Source organism: Exiguobacterium sp. TNDT2, assembly GCF_003331145.1.
Lineage (GTDB): Bacteria > Bacillota > Bacilli > Exiguobacteriales > Exiguobacteriaceae > Exiguobacterium.
Map to the genome: position 1 here is coordinate 21,711 of NZ_QLVE01000001.1, position 13,245 is coordinate 34,955.

The following is a 13,245-nucleotide window of genomic DNA, read 5'->3' on the forward strand; positions in this document are numbered from 1 at the left end:
GCGGCTGTTTTTGAATCATTCTTTCGATTGTACTCGTATAAGGAGCAAAAGGAGGAATTGCTGATGATGACACGTTACACCCGTTACCTCGAAGCACTCGAAGGAATCAGGGGAGCGACAAAGTGGTTCACCGATGATTTCCGACGTTTGATGGCCATCAACTATGCCATGCACGATACCCCGTTCGATTCGGGACGGTTCGAACACGCTCAAGCGGTTCTGAAACAGAAGACCGGCATGTTCTCGAAATTTCGCGGCAGTAATAATTTTGTCTGGCTATCGTTTCTCGATGCCAAGTACGAAGACATCGAACCGGCCATCGACGAGGCACTCCGGCTCGATACGTTACTCGACCGGAAGCACTTCCGTTTCAGTATGTTGCGGCCCTTTATCGCGAGCCAACTGATCAACGTCGATGAGCCCGAGCGCCGGCTCGATGAGGCAAGCACACTCTATCAAACGTTCAAACGAAACCATCCTTGGCTGACGAGCGAAGAAGATCTCTTGTCTGCCCTCGTCCTCGTTCAAGCGTTCGATGACCATGTTGCGCTAAATGAACGAATCGAGACGTATTACGAAGCGTTGAAAGCTGAGTTGCCCCGCTCAAACGAGCTCCAACTCGTCTCCCATCTACTTGCTTTTAGCGACTTGCCTTCAGACGAGGTCATCAACCGCCTGCTCGAGTGGCGCACGCGGCTCCAAGGACAAACAATTGCTGTCAAAAACGAGCATCTGCCAGCGCTCGCCCTCTTGGCCATCGTCGCGGCTCGGAACGACAACGACGAGCGCGACCTGATCGAAATCACGAACGCCGAGAAGGAAAAGCATCGCTGGTTCCACACCCACGCGTTGACGGTCGCCCTGCAACTCGTCGCGGCAAACAACATCAAGGAAGACGCGAGCGATTTACTGTTACACGGGACGTTCGCCCACCTGCTCGCCATGCAACAGGCAGCAACGGCCGCGACGACTGTCGCCATCATCTCTAGCAGCGCTTCAAGCGATTAAAAAAAGAAGGGTCGCCCCTTCTTAAGAAAATAAATACCAGCTGAGACAACCGAGCACGAACACCGAGTTGGCGATTTCGACGATCCCGATCTTCATGATGGGGATCTTTTTGCCGTAGAACGCGACCGCCCGGACGAGACTTGGCGCGTAAGCGAGTGCCAAAACCGGATAGCCGAACGCGATGAAGATGGTGACAAGCAAGGAGTGATACCCCCATGATACGTTTCGATAGAATAGACTTTTTTTCTCTCGAATCATCGTCTTGACGAAAAAGATACTTCCGAGGAAATATAAGTACGGCAAGACGAACATCCACATCATTGTCTCGTCCAAGACCCGTGCCCCGAGATAATAACTCGCCATCCCGCCGATACAAAATGAAGTGACGGCGCTGACGTCGTTCCAGACGTTGCGCTCGTCTTTGATTTTGGCGAAATAGGCGTTGACGAGTCCGAACGGGATCATCGCGAGGACGAACCAGACGAGACGCCACTCGGACAGAAACACCGGGACGGCGGCGACGGTGGCAATCGTCAAATACGTCACGACCGTACGCAACAGTTCCTTAGACTTCTTCCGTTGCTTGATGTATTGGAACAAGAAAAACGTGCCCATATAAACGAATAACCAAGCGATCGCGAACGGGATGTGTGCGAGCGTCCACCCTCCGACGATGCCGCCGAGTAAGAACGGTAAGATCAGCATCGACCAGGCGCCGTGCTGTTTTGGAATCATCCATTTCATTTGACTCCCTCCTTCTATGTGTAGTGTAGAAGAAAGATGACTGTAAAACTGTGATAAATTTTACAAAACAAAAAACGATCTCACGCGAGATCGTTTTTTGTTTTTAGTTTGGTCACACTTGGTACGGCTACTTCGACCACATCGTCCGTCAACATTTTCGTGACGACACGACCCGCGATCGAGACCGCAAGAAGCGTATAGAGTGCGTTCGAGAGCGGTAAATAGATGAGCGAGATCGCCAAGACGATGACATCAAACATGATGAGAATCGTCCCGACCGATACGCCGGTCCATTTTGATAGGCCGAGGGCGAATAAATCATCGCCTCCGGTCGCCCCGCCTGACTTCAAGACGAGACCGAGACCGTAGCCGGTCACAATCCCGCTCGCGATGGCGGCGAACAATGTCGCCGGCCAGACTTGGATATCGAACGTGAGTAAATCCAACCGATCCCACATCGCATAGCTGAGCGACAACGACGCTGCGGCAAGCACGGCTTGTCCGACGAAGCGCCAGCCTTTCCACCATAAGGCGATTAAAAAGAAAGGAATATCGAGCACGATCATCGAGATCGCCGGATCGATATCAAATAAATAGCGGCCGAGCAATGCTAGCCCGACGAAGCCTCCTTCTGCCAAACCAAACTGTTCATTCAAATAATAATAACCGAACGCCATAATCAGCGTTCCGAGCACTATGGTAGCAACTCGTTTCATTCCGATTGTCCTCCCCGTTTTCAACGGAGAGGAGGATCCTCAGTCGTAGCCGCGGTTCCATCTGTTCCATCTCCGATCTTCCGTTTGTTGATTTTTACATTGATATCGCTTGTAAAAACTCAACGCTAGAAGTCCGGTAATTGAAACAGAGGCCATGTCCTCTCGGTATCCATAAAGACCTTCCTTTCCCAAATTGCGCATAGTTATACGTGTATTCTAACACGAATTCAGGTTTCTTTCATTAAATGTATATTTAGTGTAGATTGCGTTTCGGTAAATCTTTCTTCCCGAACCACCACCAGTTCCAGTCCCCGAACAGCTTCATCAAGGACGGAACGAGCAAAATGCGGATGATTGTCGCATCGATGAAGATGGCGAGTGCGATCCCGACCCCGAGCTGCTTAATTGGACTGACACCGGTGAAGGCGAACGCTCCTGTGACGACGATCATGATAACCGCGGCCGACGTGATGATTTTACTCGTCTTCGCGAGACCCATCTCTGTGGCGTAGTCGTTGTCCCCGGTCTCTCGGTAATACTCCTCGATTCGTGACACGAGGAACACTTCATAGTCCATCGACAGACCGAACACGAGCGAGAAGATGAACACCGGGGTCAATATACTGATCGTCTCGGCATCGTACACGTAACCCGACTCGAAGATGATGACGAGCAGCCCGAACGTCGCCCCGAGACCGAGCACGTTCATGATAATCGCCTTGATTGGAATCAAGACCGAGCGGAACGCCCACATGAGGATGACCATCGTCGCCAAAATCACAGTGATGACCGCGTACGGGATGCTGTCATAAATCTCTTCATAGATTTCTTCGTTGAACGCGGCCGGTCCCCCGACATCAAATCCTTTGTCGCGCCAATCCCGGACGAACGCCTGGGCGTCCTTGTCACTCGGCGGGACGTCAAAGCTGACGTTGACGAGAGCGAGGTCGGTATTCCCTTCGAGCGTGACGAGACGGTCAAACGCCTCGAGCTGTTCCGGTGCCACTTCCACGATTTGCTGGAACTCGGCCGGTTCGAGTCCGGATGCTGTCAAGAATGTCGTGACGTTGTCGACAATCGGCTCCTCGGATAGCTCCTCGGTGAGTGCCGTCAATTCGTCTAGAATCATCGAATCGGTCAAATCGTTCGTCTCAAACAAGAGCACCGCATCGGTCGACGTCTCACCGAACACATCGTCCCATCGCTCAAGGGCGGCCCGGGATTCATACGAGGTCGGGAGCGCATCGGCGTCCGGGATGTTCAGTTCGAGGTCACGGACGAACCAGAGGCTTGGCAGTAGCAGCAAGAGCGCGACGAGCGTCATCGTAACGGGACGTCTCATGACGAAGCGGGCCAACTTCTGCCACCGTACCTCGGAGCGCGTCTCGTTCGTCTTGACGAGCCGCCCTTTATTGATGGCGTCTCCAACAATGTACAAAGCAGACGGCAACAACGTGAGCGCGGACAAGACAGCACCGGCGACGGCAATCAACGCACCGAGGGCAATCGCTTGGAACACATCGACTTGGATGAACAACAACCCAGCTAGTCCGACGAAGACGCAAAGTCCTGAGAACAAAATCGAACGTCCGGCCGTTGCGACCGTTCGAACGATGGCTTCTTCACGTGAGTTCCCACGCGTAAGCTCTTCCCGATAACGGTTCACGAGCAATAAAGAAAAATCGATACCGAGCGCAATGGCGATCATTGCGACCGCATTCAGGACAAAAATGGATAATTCCATCGTCTGGGCAAAGAAGAACAGTGCACCTGCCGCTACGATGAACGTAATCAATCCAACAAATAATGGCATGACCGCGGCAAGCGGCGTCCCGAAGACGAGCAAGAGCACGAGCAGTGCGACCGGAATCCCGATTAACTCGGCCCGAATCAAGTCGTTTTTTGACGCCTCGTTCAAGTCATCGGCGAAGACCGGCTCTCCGGTCAATCGCACGTCTGTGTCCGTGTCTCGTATCAAGGCGTTGCGGACGTCCTCAATCGATGCTTCGGCCGTATCGTAGTCCTCGAACTCGAGCAATAAGTAGGCGACGTCCCCGGAGCGGGCGTCCGGATTCTCGGCTGGCGTGATCACGCCGTCCACCCCATCGACATCGACGAGTCGATCGCGTTGCTGTTCGATGACCGTTTCTAAATCCCCACCTTCTAGCAAGACGATCATCGACGCACCGGCCCGGTCGAACCGGTCATTCAACGTGTCCTCCACTTGGGCGAAACGCCCGTCTTGAATTGCGAAGCCGTTGCCACGTAACTCACTTGGCAACTGCAATCCGAAATAGACCGATACGGCGAGTAACACCGTCCAAATCAACACGACAGCGTAGCGCCATCGGACCAAGTTTTTTCCCAATCGTTCCATCCCTGTCCACTCCTCTCCATCTAAGAAGACTGTTCCCGTTTTTTTCGGGCTTCATCAAGTCTTCGTAAAAAAATCCTGAACCATGGTCTGGTCCAGGAGCGTCAACGCTCGAACACTTGAAGCCAACTATGGCAAAAGCGGCGTGGCGTTGACAAGACGACAAGTCGGTCGCCCGGTTCGTCCAATAAGACGACTTTCAATAATTCGGTGTCAGCACACACCTCAGACGAGAACACTTCCTGGTCGCGTTCAAACAATTGGAACGACGTCATCGATGCGATGGCGGTCGTCTCGCCGATTTGATCGACGATGGCCAAGTCGCGGTCACCTCCGTATGGAATCATCCAGCACGCTCCCGCTTCGACGTCCTCGATGACGAACCGTTGATTCGGTTCATCGTACAACGTCACGAGGCCGGGTGCCGTGAATCGTTCGAAATCATAGGTCGGCTGATAGGCAAGTTCAATCATACTCCCGAACTTAGGGACCTCTTCGTACCGGCTATACCGGAACGTATGGTCGTTCAAGTTCAAGGCGACGATATCTGATTCGGCCGAATAAAGAAACAGGTCGTCTCCTGACCAGTGGTGCAGGTTACTGAACCAATCGTCATGAAACGTCCGTGGGATCGAATGACGCTCCATCGTCCCATGTGTTAAATCCATGACTCCGTATGTCTGCAAATCTCGAAATAGCGCGACGGCTCGTCTCCCATGTGGTTCAATATATAGTGCGCATGGCGTCCATTCCCACTCGAGTTCCCATCGGATTTGGAACGTCTCGTCAAAAAATAGAAAACCGGTTTGCGCCAAATACAACATCCATCCCTCACCAACGCGCTCCAACCATTCGACCGTTTGATGAAATTGATAGTCTGCTACTTGTTTGTACATTTGATCACTTCCTAGTTTCAGCTTAGCAACGCCCGACGCATTTTTCGATTTTGAATGTGTTCACAGAACACATTCTCCATACGTCCGAATTTCCTGTATACTGGCAGTAGCATACCCTGAATGTGAAAGGAGGAATCTTCATGCGCCCACTTCAACTCTCTCCCGAGACGGCAGTCGAGCTTGCTAAAAAGCTAAACGTCCCTCTAGAAGAGCTCATGCATATGCCAAAACATATCATCGTGAAGAAGATGATGGAACTCGAGGCAGCCAAAACTGAAACGAACGGGGAAAAGGAGACGGAATGACGTCTCCTTTTTTTGTTTACTGCTGTTTGTTCTTGCGTTTTTTCGCGACATACCAGAGACCGAGGATGGCAAGGGCAGCCCCACCGGCGACGGCATATTTGCTATAATCCGGACGGCGTTCCGTCACGACGAGCGTCGAGAGCGGTGCTACGGTGACGTGCCGGTCTTCAAGCAGGCGCGGCGCCGTCAAATTGACGGTATGGTCTTCAACATGTACTTCGAACTTGCCAGCCGGCAGTTTCACTTCGACGGCTTCCTCAAGTCCATTGTGGTAGACGAGATGACGCTCGACGTATCCTTCGACGTGGCGACTCAGTTCAAAGGCGATCACCCCTTCTTCTTCATCGAAGAAGCGCAAATGTTTGCGTATTTGCTCCGTGTTCTCGAGACGGAACAACGGATATTGTTTGCGCAAACTGATCAATCCTTTCACGTATTCGACGCTCGGCGTCTCCTGCTCGGCCCGTGTCCAGTCCAAGCGGTTGACGACCTCACCCGAGTTAAAGCTGTTCTCGTCCCCGTCTTTCGTCCGGAAGAACTCCTGACCGCTATGCAAGAACGGGATGCCTTGACCAAGCATGACGATTGTCGTCGCGAGGCGATGCCGGCGGCGGCGTGTCGTCTCATCGTCGTCCGGGTTCGTGAGGGCAAGTTTATCCCAAAGCGTCAAGTTGTCGTGACACTCGACGTAGTTCACGACTTGGTTCGGCTCATCGGCAAAACTCTGACTCGTGATTGCGCCGGCGATGCCGCGTTTGACGTCCGCCGTCATGTCCGTATTGCCGCTGATCCAGCCCGGCAAATCCTCGATGAACACGTCCCCTCGGACACCGTCGCGAATCGCGTCGTTGAACTGGGCGATACGTGGCATCTTATGGGCGTTATGCTGGTTCGCTTTCTTACGGACCGAGAGCGGCGTATCGAGATCCCACCCTTCTCCAGTCACAAGGATCGACGGATCGATGCGATCGAGTGCTTTCCGGACTTGGTTCATCGTCTTAACGTCATGGAGCCCCATCAAATCGAAGCGGAAGCCGTCAATCATGAACTCTTTCGCCCAGTATGAGACACATTCGACGATCAATTTTCGCATCATCGCGCGCTCTGAAGCGGTATCGTTCCCGCACTCCGAACCATCGGCAAGCGTTCCGTCCTCGTTCAAGCGGTAATAGTAATCGGGCACGAACTGACCGAGTGGGGTCGTCAATGCATCATACGTATGGTTGAATACGACGTCCATGATGACACGAATCCCACGGTCGTGCAGTGCCTGAATCATCGCTTTCAACTCGATGATGCGAGCGGCCGGATCATCGGCAGACGAAGCGTACGAGCCTTCGACGGCAAAATAATGGACCGGGTCATAACCCCAGTTATAGTTCGCTTCGCTCTCACGGGCCTCGTTCACCGAACCGTAATCGAAGAACGGCATAAGTTGGAGGTGCGTGACGCCGAGTGCGGTGATATAGTCGAGCGCGGTCGGATAACCGTTCGGCGTTTTCGTGCCGACCTCGGTCATGCCGAGGAATTTTCCGCGATGCATGACACCGCTGTCCGGATGACTCGTCAAATCACGGACGTGCGCTTCATAAATGACCGCCTCTTGTGAAGAGTGGAAGAGCGGACGTTCTTTGACCCAATGGTCCGGGTTGAGCGTGGACGGGTCGAGCAGACACCCGCGTTTCCCATTGACACCGACGACTTTCGCATACGGATCGAGCGACTCGATGCGTTTGTCATCGACAATCGCTTCAAACGTGTAAGAGTACCCTTCGTACGTGGCACGTTCGAGTTCAGTCACCCAAGTCCCTTTCTCGGCCCGTTCGAGTTCGATTCGTTCGAACTTCCGCGCACGAGGCGTCCGATATAGTTTGACGACCATCTCTTCGGCGACCGGCGACCAGACCCGCAACCGGATGAGGTCCCCTTTAAACGTCACCCCAAGGTCTTTTCCGTGATACGCCATGTGGTCTAAATCTACATTTGTCTGTTGATCGATAGTATGTTCCATCTCTTTCACTCCTTCACTACTTCAAATCTGCTATCATTATAACAAAACCCTTGTAAAGGATGGATGAAACATGGCAAAAGACAATTCTTTTGATATTGTGTCCGAAATGAACCTCGAAGAAGTGAAGAACGCGATTCAAATCGCCGAGAAAGAAATTTTGAACCGCTACGACTTTAAAGGATCGAAGAGTGAGATGTCGCTTGATGACGGTGATCTCGTCCTCGTCTCAGATGACGATTACAAACTCGAACAGTTGAAGGACATCATGATTTCGAAACTGATCAAGCGTGGCGTGCCGACAAAAAACCTCGACTACCAAAAAGTCGAGCGCGCCCTCGGCGGCACCGTCCGTCAACGCGTCAAATTGAAGAGTGGCATCGATAAAGACGATGCGAAAAAAATCAACAACGCCATCAAAGAATCAAAATTGAAAGTGAAATCGCAAATTCAAGACGATCAAATCCGTGTGACGGCCAAGTCACGCGATGACCTCCAAGCTGTCATGCAACTCGTCCGTGAGCTCGAATTGTCTGTCGATGCCCAATTTACGAACTACCGATGAAGCTCGCTATCATCAGTGACCCGCACGGTTCGTTTGATGATTTGAAAGCCGTCCTCGAGTCAGTCCGCCGCGAGACGGAGCACATCCTTTGCCTCGGCGATTTATATGAATGCCACATTGGCAAAAAGCGACGGAACGAACGGTTCCATGAAGTGTCCGATGTCGTGTCGTACGACCCGGACTACGAGGCACTCCTCACTTTCCCGAGTCTGCGCGGCAATCAAGAGGAGCGGATTGATGAAGTGCTCGTCGTGTCACATCCAGTCAAGACAAGGATTTCGTTATTGCCGGAGCAGACGACGCTCGATGAGGCGCTGTTCTTGCATGGCCATCAAGTGAACTGGAGTCCGGACTGGGAACCGATCGTCGAGAAAGGCAAGTATCCGCTCGTCTTTATCGGACACAGTCACCTCCCAGGGATTTACCGGAAAGGCCGCTCGATTCCCTGGGAAATCGGGAAGCCGTTCCAGCTCAAGAAAAAACGTTACGTCATCAACGTCGGCGCCGTCATCTTCGATCGGGAATGGTGTCTTTATGATACGCAAGCACGGACGGTCACACGGATGAAGGCGTAAGAAAGGGACCCCTCAACAGGGTCCCTTATTTGTGCTTACATTTCTTCTGGAGCTTGAACGCCAATCAAACGGAGTCCTTCTGTCAACACGATCGTCACTGCTTTGACGAGAGCGAGACGTGACTGTTTGCCTGCATCTTCTTCAAGAACACGGACATGGCCATAATACTTGTTGAACGATTGCGCCAAGTCGAGGACGTAACGGCTGATGATTGACGGTTCACGGCGTTCGTGGGCACGTGTGATCACGTGCGGGAACGCGTTGAGCATCGTCACGACGCCCCACGTGTGATCGTCGTCCGCACCCGTAAACGTCGAGCCGTCGTAGTTGCCTTTACGGAGGAGCGAGTTCGCACGCGCGTTCGTGTACTGCACGTACGGGCCTGTCTCCCCTTCGAATTTAAGCATGCTGTCGAGGTCGAACTCGATGTTGTTGATGCGCTCGTTCTTCAAATCGTGGAAGATGACCGCGCCGACACCGACCATGCGTGCCACATCGTCCGCGTTCGCAAGTTCTGGGTTCTTCTGCGCGATGTTGCCTTGCGCTTTCTCGATTGCTTCTTTCAGCACTTCCTCGAGCAAGACGATGCGACCTTTACGTGTCGACATCTTTTTCCCTTCTTGCAAAATCAAGCCGAATGGCACGTGGTGCATGCCGTCGACAAAGTCGTAGCCGAGTTTACGGAGAACCGCGAACAGCTGCTTGAAGTGGAGCGCCTGTTCGCCACCGACGACATAGTTCGCTTGGACGAAGTTGTACGTCTCCTGACGATAAACGGCAGCTGCCAAGTCACGTGTCGCATAAAGCGTCGCGCCGTCTTTCTTTTTGATTAAGCATGGCGGCAAGTTCTCATCTTCGAGCGAGACGACCATCGCCCCTTCACTTTCGACGAGAAGGTCCTTCTCTTCGAGCATCGCGACGATGCCATCCATCTTATCGTTATAGAACGCCTCACCGTGGAAGCTGTCGAACTCGACACCGAGCAAGTCGTACACTTTTTGGAACTCTTTGAGCGATTCGTCACGGAACCACGTCCAAAGTTCAGTCGCTTCCTCGTTGCCGTCTTCGAGTTTCTTGAACCACGCGCGGCCCTCGTCTTCGAGCTCCGGTTGCGTCTTCGCTTCTTCATGGAAGTGCACGTACAGCTTCAACAGTTCAGCAATCGGGTGCTCACGTACCGCTTCCTCGTTGCCCCATTTCTTATAGGCGACCATCAGTTTACCAAACTGTGTTCCCCAGTCCCCGAGGTGGTTGACCCCAACGACGTCGTAGCCGTTTTTACGGGCGATTTGGTTGATGGCGTTCCCGATTACCGTCGAACGGAGGTGTCCCATCGAGAACGGTTTGGCGATGTTCGGTGATGAGAAGTCGGTCACGATTGTCTCGTTGCGGGTTGCGTGCGTCGCATAGTCCGCTTTTTCGTCGAGCACCATGTTGATGATTTCTTGGGACACGACGTCACGGTTCAAGAAGACGTTCACATACGGGCCGGCCGCCTCGACTTTTGTGAACAATTCATCGTTCAAGTCGTTGGCGATATCCGTCGCGATCATGACCGGTGCTTTCCGGTAGGCTTTCGCAAGTTGGAAACAAGGGAAAGCCAGATCTCCGTGTGCCTCGTGTTTCGGTTTTTCAATCAGTGCTTCAATTTGGTCGAGCGTCAACTCGTCCCCGATGACACGGGACAAGGCTTCCGCATATTTGCGTTCATAACTCATTACAATTCCTCCTTATAAAATTTTCATAAAAAAAACGCCCTTTGCACAGATGCAAAGAGACGGGATGGCCCGCGGTACCACTCTTCTTGCCTGCTTGACGCAGACCGCTTTATCGGTGATAACGGGGGTCCCCGGCTACGCCTACTCGCTTCGGATAGCATCTCAAAAGTGCGTTTCGCGATGTTTGTCAGCCTAGGCTCTCACCAATCCCTAGGTCGCTTTGTTGACGGAACGATCGTTACTCTCTTTTTCATCGACTTTCGTCTATGTGGTTGAAAAGCAACTTCATTATAGAGGATATTTCATATAGACTCAATGCTAGAATTCCGCCATTATGATGAATAGGCAGGACTCGGGCATGATTGTGCCGAATCTCCTACCATGCATATCGAATTTTCCCACATAGGAGGGAACTATGAACCATTTTCGCAAGATGTCCGTCCTCGGTTGGAGCATATGGAGTGTTTTACTCCTATCGACGATTACCTTGTTCGCCACACGCGTATTGAACATGCCGGCCATCGAGCCGTTACCGTTCATTTTGATCGCGCTCCTTGTCATCATTTTTCAAATGGACTCCATCGAACGGAAAGGCGTCTACTTCACGTTTTCAGAAAGTATCGTCCTCATCATTTTCTTATTCTTCGATTTCGAGACGGCCCTGTTCGTCAATCAGATTGGTCTCCTCGTCTTCCAGTTCGTTAATTTGAAACCGCGCATCGCGCTTCGACGCTTCCGCTTCACGTATCCGTGGAACGCGATTACGTCTTTTTTAGAACTCGCCATCCCGGCCAGCGTCTATTTGGCGCTTGGCGGAGAGACCGGTCTCGGCTTTTATGCCCAAGACTCGTTCCTGCCGATCGCCGGTTTGATTATTGCCATCATCTTGAACACGGTCGTGCAAAAATATCAAGTCGGTTGGTGGTTCCGCGTCGACATCCCGGTCCGCGATTTTCTGAGCATCGCATTTTATACGTATATCGTCAGTCTTGTTTTCATCTTGGCGGCCTCGCTCTTCCGCGAGACGAACTTGCTCGTCGTCAGCAGCATCGCTGCCGCGCTCACATTCTTTATTAAGCGACTCGTCATCCAAAAAGGGCGACAAGATGTCTTCAAATCGTTGATTGAGCAATATGACGAGGCGAAAGAGGCGGTGTCGTTATCGCAGAGTGAAGCGCAAGCGATTGAAGTGTTTCTCAGTCAATGTGAGCGGCTCAATCACTATGACGAAGGATTCGTCGAGTTTAAACTGTTCGACCGTACTTTGTACTTTGATTTGAAGACGCGTCAGCCGATCGACCGTCACCTCGTGTTTGATTTGCTCGATCACGCTTATCCGAACGAAGCCTCGGTTGAGTATGAGATGCGCTTCGAATGGGATGCTCCGTTGTCGAATGCATTCAACGATGACTATCACAGTTTCATCTCGGTCCGCTCCGAGGAGATTGAAGGGATTCGAACGTGGCTCGTCATGACCGGCGGGCACGTCTATGGCTATCCTCCAATCATTCAACGCGAGATCGTCAAACTGCTCAAGTCGTTCAACCGGACAATCAGTCGGTGTCATGAACGCGATCGCCTCTATACGGAGAGCCGGACGGACAGCTTGACGCTCCTCGCCAATGCACGTGCCTTTTACGAATATGGGATTCAACAGATTTCGGACGGTTCGATGTATCCAATCTCGGTCGCGATGCTCGATATCGACTTCTTCAAAAAAATCAACGATACGTACGGCCACCAAGTCGGGGACAGTGTGCTCCAAGAGTTTGGACGACGGATTCGCCAGGCCCTCCGCACCGAAGATTTTGCCGCCCGTTACGGCGGTGAAGAGTTCATCTTGCTATTGAACCGTTGCGATGTCGAACAGGCCGTCGAGATTGCCGAACGGATCCGGCAACAAATTGAGAACAAACCGTTTCACGTCGACGGGATCGATATCCCCGTCACCGCTTCGATTGGGGTCGACACGATCCAGACGTTCGGTGACAAACGCCTCGACGATACGATCCGCAACGCTGACCGGGCCCTTTACGTCGGCGGGAAGTACGCCGGACGCAACCGCGTCGCCCATTACAATTTCTTAACGACCTGACTCGCCCCCACGTTCACCGCGTGGGGTTTGCTATTGACAAGCGGATGTGAAACGGATACGTTAGGAAACGTGTCTTGTAACTAAATATCACAACTTTTTTATCAAGAGAGACTGAGGGACTGGCCCAGTGACGTCTCGGCAGCGGGTAACCTGTGCCAAATCCAGCGAGCGGACTGCTCGAAAGATGAAAAAAGTGTTTTCTTGTAGAGAGCCTTTTTTCAGAAGGCTCTCTTTTTATTTT

11 protein-coding genes, 1 riboswitch and 1 other annotated feature are annotated in these 13,245 nt (G+C 52.3%); of the genes, 5 read left to right on the forward strand and 6 right to left on the reverse strand.

Going from position 1 to position 13,245, the window contains the following annotated elements; translation table 11 throughout:
- Positions 1-63: 63 nt before the first annotated feature.
- Positions 64-1,008 (forward strand): DUF4003 family protein, encoded by a 945-nt coding sequence (locus DPV68_RS00145; RefSeq protein ID WP_232819429.1) that lies wholly within the window; start codon positions 64-66, stop codon positions 1,006-1,008.
- A 21-nt stretch (positions 1,009-1,029) separates the two neighbouring features.
- On the opposite strand, the gene DPV68_RS00150 is transcribed toward DPV68_RS00145, so the two are convergent.
- From DPV68_RS00150 to DPV68_RS00165, 4 genes are all read right to left on the reverse strand, one after another.
- Positions 1,030-1,752, reverse strand: a complete 723-nt coding sequence (locus DPV68_RS00150) for a YwiC-like family protein (RefSeq protein ID WP_114164835.1) — start codon at positions 1,750-1,752, stop codon at positions 1,030-1,032.
- Positions 1,753-1,832: 80 nt separating this feature from the next.
- Entirely contained in the window at positions 1,833-2,468 is a 636-nt protein-coding gene (locus tag DPV68_RS00155; RefSeq protein WP_114164836.1) for a YitT family protein, read from the reverse strand.
- 253 nt (positions 2,469-2,721) lie between these two features.
- Complete coding sequence (locus DPV68_RS00160; RefSeq protein WP_114164837.1) at positions 2,722-4,845, reverse strand: MMPL family transporter; 2,124 nt, start codon at positions 4,843-4,845, stop codon at positions 2,722-2,724.
- 101 nt (positions 4,846-4,946) lie between these two features.
- On the reverse strand, positions 4,947-5,738 hold the full coding sequence (locus DPV68_RS00165) for a hypothetical protein (protein WP_114164838.1): 792 nt from the start codon (positions 5,736-5,738) through the stop codon (positions 4,947-4,949).
- A 140-nt stretch (positions 5,739-5,878) separates the two neighbouring features.
- Here DPV68_RS00165 and DPV68_RS00170 point away from each other — a divergent pair, with 140 nt between their 5' ends.
- Positions 5,879-6,043 carry a YycC family protein gene (locus DPV68_RS00170; protein WP_114164839.1) on the forward strand — a complete coding sequence of 55 codons (165 nt, stop codon included), beginning with the start codon at positions 5,879-5,881 and terminating at the stop codon, positions 6,041-6,043.
- A gap of 16 nt (positions 6,044-6,059) precedes the next feature.
- On the opposite strand, the gene pulA is transcribed toward DPV68_RS00170, so the two are convergent.
- Positions 6,060-8,054 carry a type I pullulanase gene (pulA, locus tag DPV68_RS00175; RefSeq protein WP_114164840.1) on the reverse strand — a complete coding sequence of 665 codons (1,995 nt, stop codon included), beginning with the start codon at positions 8,052-8,054 and terminating at the stop codon, positions 6,060-6,062.
- 70 nt (positions 8,055-8,124) lie between these two features.
- Between pulA and DPV68_RS00180 the strand changes: the two genes are divergently transcribed.
- Positions 8,125-8,616 (forward strand): YajQ family cyclic di-GMP-binding protein, encoded by a 492-nt coding sequence (locus DPV68_RS00180; protein WP_114164841.1) that lies wholly within the window; start codon positions 8,125-8,127, stop codon positions 8,614-8,616.
- A complete protein-coding gene (locus DPV68_RS00185; RefSeq protein WP_114164842.1) occupies positions 8,613-9,191 on the forward strand; it encodes a metallophosphoesterase family protein in 579 nt (192 codons plus the stop codon). The genes DPV68_RS00180 and DPV68_RS00185 overlap by 4 nt, the downstream gene beginning before the upstream one ends.
- Before the next feature lie 35 nt (positions 9,192-9,226).
- On the opposite strand, the gene argS is transcribed toward DPV68_RS00185, so the two are convergent.
- Positions 9,227-10,909 carry an arginine--tRNA ligase gene (argS, locus tag DPV68_RS00190; RefSeq protein WP_114164843.1) on the reverse strand — a complete coding sequence of 561 codons (1,683 nt, stop codon included), beginning with the start codon at positions 10,907-10,909 and terminating at the stop codon, positions 9,227-9,229.
- Positions 10,910-10,961: 52 nt separating this feature from the next.
- Positions 10,962-11,172: a binding site (T-box leader), on the reverse strand.
- A gap of 152 nt (positions 11,173-11,324) precedes the next feature.
- Here argS and DPV68_RS00195 point away from each other — a divergent pair.
- Complete coding sequence (locus DPV68_RS00195) at positions 11,325-13,004, forward strand: GGDEF domain-containing protein (RefSeq protein ID WP_232819430.1); 1,680 nt, start codon at positions 11,325-11,327, stop codon at positions 13,002-13,004.
- Positions 13,005-13,099: 95 nt separating this feature from the next.
- Positions 13,100-13,195: riboswitch (SAM riboswitch) on the forward strand.
- Positions 13,196-13,245: the final 50 nt, after the last annotated feature.

Bases quoted from the DNA above. Each gene is read 5' to 3' on its own strand.
- DPV68_RS00145 (WP_232819429.1), top strand. From the start codon at position 64: ATGATGACACGTTACACCCGTTACCTCGAAGCACTCGAAGGAATCAGG.
- DPV68_RS00150 (WP_114164835.1), bottom strand. From the start codon at position 1,752: ATGAAATGGATGATTCCAAAACAGCACGGCGCCTGGTCGATGCTGATC.
- DPV68_RS00155 (WP_114164836.1), bottom strand. From the start codon at position 2,468: ATGAAACGAGTTGCTACCATAGTGCTCGGAACGCTGATTATGGCGTTC.
- DPV68_RS00160 (WP_114164837.1), bottom strand. From the start codon at position 4,845: ATGGAACGATTGGGAAAAAACTTGGTCCGATGGCGCTACGCTGTCGTG.
- DPV68_RS00165 (WP_114164838.1), bottom strand. From the start codon at position 5,738: ATGTACAAACAAGTAGCAGACTATCAATTTCATCAAACGGTCGAATGG.
- DPV68_RS00170 (WP_114164839.1), top strand. From the start codon at position 5,879: ATGCGCCCACTTCAACTCTCTCCCGAGACGGCAGTCGAGCTTGCTAAA.
- pulA (WP_114164840.1), bottom strand. From the start codon at position 8,054: ATGGAACATACTATCGATCAACAGACAAATGTAGATTTAGACCACATG.
- DPV68_RS00180 (WP_114164841.1), top strand. From the start codon at position 8,125: ATGGCAAAAGACAATTCTTTTGATATTGTGTCCGAAATGAACCTCGAA.
- DPV68_RS00185 (WP_114164842.1), top strand. From the start codon at position 8,613: ATGAAGCTCGCTATCATCAGTGACCCGCACGGTTCGTTTGATGATTTG.
- argS (WP_114164843.1), bottom strand. From the start codon at position 10,909: ATGAGTTATGAACGCAAATATGCGGAAGCCTTGTCCCGTGTCATCGGG.
- DPV68_RS00195 (WP_232819430.1), top strand. From the start codon at position 11,325: ATGAACCATTTTCGCAAGATGTCCGTCCTCGGTTGGAGCATATGGAGT.